Genomic DNA, 3,061 nt, shown 5'->3' with positions numbered 1-3,061 from the left:
GGTTTCCCGGAAAGGATCATGCGCAAATGCAAAGTGTTAGAGCGTCCTTTGCGCGTCCAATTGGACGCGCAGCGCTCTAATGTCCGCTGCGCGCCGGTTCTCGAAACCACCACCATATGACTCGCCAGAGCGAATTTCGAAACAGTCTCTAAGCGATTTCGGTCCAGGTGGCAGGACGGATCGAGCTTCTCAAGCGGTCAACACCGTCACTTGAAGAAATCCGCCATGCCTTGGATGGCCAGGAACGCATAGAGGATCGGCCCGGCGACCAGCCCGCAATAGAGGCACAGGATCACTGCCAGCGCCACAAGCAGCGGTTTGTCGCGGCCGACCGCGCATAGCTCGGCCTTCACCGTCCAGCGCGCCGTTCCTTCATCTTGCGACATGGGCCGCTGTCCTCCCCTTTGGGGCTCATTTCACACAATCGCCTGCAAACATCAACCTGCCCGCGAGGGCGGAAAGGACACGACCATGGACATGACGTTCAAGGGCGCCGCCAGGCGCCTGGACGACCTCGATCTGCCAAAACTAGGCGCCAGGATCGGCGTCGGCGAGGACGAGATCCACGCCTTTCTCGATGTCGAAACCAGCGGGCATGGCTTCGACGCCCATGGCCGGCCGATCATCCTGTTCGAGCCGCATGTCTTTTTCCGCAACCTGTCGGGGGCGAAGCGGGCGCAAGCTGTCGCGGCCGGCCTTGCCTATGCCAGGTGGGGCGAAAAGCCTTATCCCCGGGACAGCTACCCGCGCCTGAAAGCCGCCTCCGCCATCGACGAGACGGCGGCGCTCAGATCGGCGTCGTGGGGCCTCGGCCAGGTTCTCGGCGAGAATTTCAAGGCGGCCGGCTTCCTCACCGTGCAGGCCATGGTCGAAGCCATGATGGAGGACGAGGCGCTGCAGCTGGCGGCGGCGGTCAATTTCATCGCCGCGAACCGGCTCGACGACAAATTGCGCAAGCATGATTGGGCCGGCTTTGCCAAGGGTTACAACGGCGCATCCTACAGAAAGAACGCCTACGATATCAGGCTCGCCGCGGCGTTCCGCAAATGGTCCGGGATCAAGGACACGCCGGCCGCTGCCCCAGCGCAGCCTCCAGCGCCTGTTCCGATCCCGCAGGCTCCGCAACCGGACATTCTTGCGCCTTCAGGGCAAAAGCACGGGCCGGGCGAGGCTGGAGTCCGGCCCGGACCGTTGCCCGGACCGTTGCCCGGATTCTGGGCTGCAGTCCTGGCCCCCTTGGTCGCCGCAATCCTGTCCGTGTTTCGAAAGGTAAAGCCATGACGTGGTTCAATACCAATGCCGCGCACAATCTGATCAATGTGCTGATCCTGCTGCTCACCGGCCTGGTCGGCTTCGACTGGACGCTGTTCGGCATCGACGCTGCCCTGGCGGTCAAGATCACCGGGGTGCTGACCCTGCTCAAGATCCTGATGAATGTCGTCCGCGACGGCGTTGCCGGCCTCGTCAGAAGACAGCCTGCCGTGGAGGGCAATTGAGATGTGGGTGCTTTCCATGCTGAGCGCGCTCGCCGGCAATACGACGATCATGGCGATACTCGCCGCGCTGGTCGGCGGCATCGGCCTGTTTGTCGCCGGCGGTCGGGCCAACAAGGATGCGGCCAGGCGAGCGGCGGAAAAACTCGCCGCCGCGCAGGATCGCCTCGAGATGGACCGCGAGGCGACCGATGCCGAACGCGCGGCGCGCGACCTGCCGGACGAAGCCGCACGGCGGGAGGCGATGCGATGGGCAAGGCACTGATGATCGGTCTGCTGCTCGGGGGCCTGTTGCTCGCCGGATGCACAACGCCGGTTTCGCCGGCGCGCCAAGTCTGGTGCGACCACAACCAGCCGCGCCGTCCCTCCGCCGTCGTCGTCGCCGCCATGACGCGGCCCGAGCTCGACGAGGTGAACGCCTACAACGCGAACGGCGCCAGATGGTGCGGGTGGAAGCCATGATACAGGAGTTTCTCGATGCTCTCGGCATCAAGGCGCCGGTGGTGGTCGCCGGCCTTTCCGGCGGCATTCTGCGGGCCTTGTCGCGCCACCGCTACAAGGTCCGCGAGATGGTGGCGTCGCCGATCTGCGGCGCGCTGGCGGCGGCCTACCTGACATTGCCAGTGGTGCACTATATCCGCGCGGGCCTGCCTTTGCCGTCGCCCGACGACGACACCACGACGCTGGCCGCGGCGTTCCTCATCGGCGTCTCGGCGATGTGGATCTCGGACATCGTCTTCGAGGTGGTGGTGAGGCGGTTCAAGCCGGAGAAGGAGGAGTGAGATCGCGCCTGTCTTAAAGCGGGTCGCGTTTGACCGGCCAGCGACGCGCTTTAGGTTGTTGTTTTATGCATGTCGTTATCGCAAAACCGCTGCACACCCTCGGGTCAAGCCCTGGGTCAGGCCCTGGGTCAGGCCCGAGGGCATGCTTTTGCGCGACATGCATTATTGCGCCGCAGCGACAGCCTCTTGCGGGAGACCCGGGTGAAGGTTGCGGAACCACGGGCGAAGGTGCGCGTTAGGCACGACCCTTGAGAGGATCTACCATGCCAGCTCGCCCAATCGTCTCGACAGCCGCAGCGATCCTGCTCGCCGCCACAAGCATGGCTTACGGCCGGCCGGATGCGCGCACCATGACATGCGAACAGACGCACCAGCTGATCCAGAGCCGGCGCGCCGTCGTCCTGTCCACCGGCCGCAACACCTATGATCGATATGTCCGCCAATACGGCAATGAGTGCGACTGGCCCGAAGCGCCCGTCACCTCCTATGTGAGGACGCTTGACGGTCAATGTCGGGTCCATCGATGCGAGGAACCGGTTCTCGGATTGCGATGATGCGCCATTAAAGTCCGGGATCAAACACCCAGGGTCTGCGCCGCGTCGCTTCGCTCCTTGCTTCGCCCCAGGATGACGAAGGTGTAGTAGCGTATGGCTAATCGCCAGCGTTGGAGATTGGTGCTAGAAGCAGCCGACGCCTGATCCAAGGTCTCTTCCCGCGACGTCTCTTCGCGCGACCACCAAGGTGGGCCGATGCGCTAAAAGCCGAAGGTTGCGGAACCACGGGCGA

Annotated in this window: 7 protein-coding genes; 6 read left to right on the top strand and 1 reads right to left on the bottom strand. The window is 64.0% G+C overall.

Going from position 1 to position 3,061, the window contains the following annotated elements:
- Positions 1-206: 206 nt before the first annotated feature.
- Positions 207-386, bottom strand: a complete 180-nt coding sequence (locus BQ8482_RS12310) for a hypothetical protein (RefSeq protein WP_123147888.1) — start codon at positions 384-386, stop codon at positions 207-209.
- A gap of 85 nt (positions 387-471) precedes the next feature.
- Between BQ8482_RS12310 and BQ8482_RS12305 the strand changes: the two genes are divergently transcribed.
- From BQ8482_RS12305 to BQ8482_RS12280, 6 genes are all read left to right on the top strand, one after another.
- Positions 472-1,281, top strand: a complete 810-nt coding sequence (locus BQ8482_RS12305) for an N-acetylmuramidase family protein (RefSeq protein ID WP_123147887.1) — start codon at positions 472-474, stop codon at positions 1,279-1,281.
- A complete protein-coding gene (locus BQ8482_RS12300; protein ID WP_123147886.1) occupies positions 1,278-1,496 on the top strand; it encodes a hypothetical protein in 219 nt (72 codons plus the stop codon). The genes BQ8482_RS12305 and BQ8482_RS12300 overlap by 4 nt, the downstream gene beginning before the upstream one ends.
- Before the next feature lies 1 nt (position 1,497).
- Entirely contained in the window at positions 1,498-1,758 is a 261-nt protein-coding gene (locus tag BQ8482_RS12295) for a hypothetical protein (protein ID WP_123147885.1), read from the top strand.
- A complete protein-coding gene (locus BQ8482_RS12290) occupies positions 1,743-1,955 on the top strand; it encodes a hypothetical protein (RefSeq protein ID WP_123147884.1) in 213 nt (70 codons plus the stop codon). Before BQ8482_RS12295 ends, BQ8482_RS12290 begins: the two co-directional genes overlap by 16 nt.
- On the top strand, positions 1,934-2,275 hold the full coding sequence (locus BQ8482_RS12285; protein ID WP_165848535.1) for a hypothetical protein: 342 nt from the start codon (positions 1,934-1,936) through the stop codon (positions 2,273-2,275). The genes BQ8482_RS12290 and BQ8482_RS12285 overlap by 22 nt, the downstream gene beginning before the upstream one ends.
- Before the next feature lie 263 nt (positions 2,276-2,538).
- A complete protein-coding gene (locus BQ8482_RS12280) occupies positions 2,539-2,829 on the top strand; it encodes a hypothetical protein (protein ID WP_123147883.1) in 291 nt (96 codons plus the stop codon).
- Positions 2,830-3,061: the final 232 nt, after the last annotated feature.

It is taken from the genome of Mesorhizobium delmotii, from assembly GCF_900149755.1.
GTDB classification, from domain to species: domain Bacteria; phylum Pseudomonadota; class Alphaproteobacteria; order Rhizobiales; family Rhizobiaceae; genus Mesorhizobium; species Mesorhizobium delmotii.
The sequence above is the reverse complement of the archived record's forward strand: the minus strand, read 5'-3'. Positions and strand labels throughout refer to the sequence as shown.